At 37.2% G+C, this 1,117-nt stretch carries 1 protein-coding gene and 1 pseudogene; both read left to right on the forward strand.

All coding sequences use genetic code 11. The features are described from left to right. Positions 1–141: pseudogene (locus tag H5072_RS21530) on the forward strand (transcriptional regulator); the annotation flags it as partial. A gap of 149 nt (positions 142–290) precedes the next feature. After that, on the forward strand, positions 291–1,117 hold an 827-nt coding region (locus H5072_RS20080), incomplete at its 3' end, for a tetratricopeptide repeat protein (RefSeq protein WP_002958558.1).

Raw genomic sequence — 1,117 nt, forward strand, 5'->3', positions numbered from 1 at the left:
GTGGTTATATACATCGGTATTGGGACTAAAAGCGCCAGACAAACTAAAATGACGGCTAAAGTTGCTTACGTTTTAGTTAATACCGCTGTTATTTTAGCGATAGGTTATTTAGCGACGTCTAAATCAGCTTTTTTGCTTTAAGTAATACCTGACTATTTGAGCTTTATAGTTGTTTTGTAAAGCTCAAATACAACTCCCTCTCAGAAAATATTCAAATACACCTCTATATTGGTATATAGCTTTAAAGTTAGGTAAACTACGCCTTCGTTTTCTAAAATGTTGCAGTATTAATGACTACCCTCGGGTTTGACGAACACGATGAATCTTATCTTGATGATGCTTACGATGAATTTACACCTCCAGCGATTTACCGCTGTATTAAAGCAGAGTCAAAGTGGGACCCTCAGATAGATTTAACACCATGTTATGAAACTTTAACTGACTTTGAACAGCAAATTTCAGCGCTGTGTTTAAAAGTGAGTGATGAGCACGATCGCCTCGAAAAATTATTAGATATGTTTTACAGTGATTGGCTATTTAGTGCATCAGGTTTAAAAGTGCCTGAATATAAATTAAATACATTAAGCTATACGCTTTCTATGCGCAGTGGTTCACCTACAACACTGGCAATTATACTTTGTCATTTTTTACAACAAGCTAACTGTGACGCGAACCTTAGTCTTACCCAAGGTGATGTTGGCGTACATGTGGCGATTAGTGACGAAGAAGGCTACATAATAGAGCCAAGCAGTGGACAACAAAGTTGGTATATTATCCCTGAAAACGCAGATGAAGATGATGGTCAAGAGCAAGAGCCACTAGAACTGATTTTTGATGACGAAGTATATAAGTTATTTTTAGCTCAGCAAAAATGGTCTTTCATTAGCGAAAATAAATTTGGTCATGCTTTAACCTGTGTAGAGATGCTAATGGAGTTAATAGGCGACGACCCGTATGAGAGACGCGACAGAGGTTACTTATTAAATCAGCTCGGTTGCCCTAAAATGGCACGTGATGATTTACAGTTTTTTGTAGATGAGTGTCCGGATGATCCTGCAATAGAGATTATTCAACACCAAATAGAAGAACTAGAAGATAATAATAAAACGCACCATTA

This window comes from Pseudoalteromonas sp. SR45-5, from assembly GCF_014163565.1.
In the GTDB taxonomy this organism is placed as follows: domain Bacteria; phylum Pseudomonadota; class Gammaproteobacteria; order Enterobacterales; family Alteromonadaceae; genus Pseudoalteromonas; species Pseudoalteromonas distincta.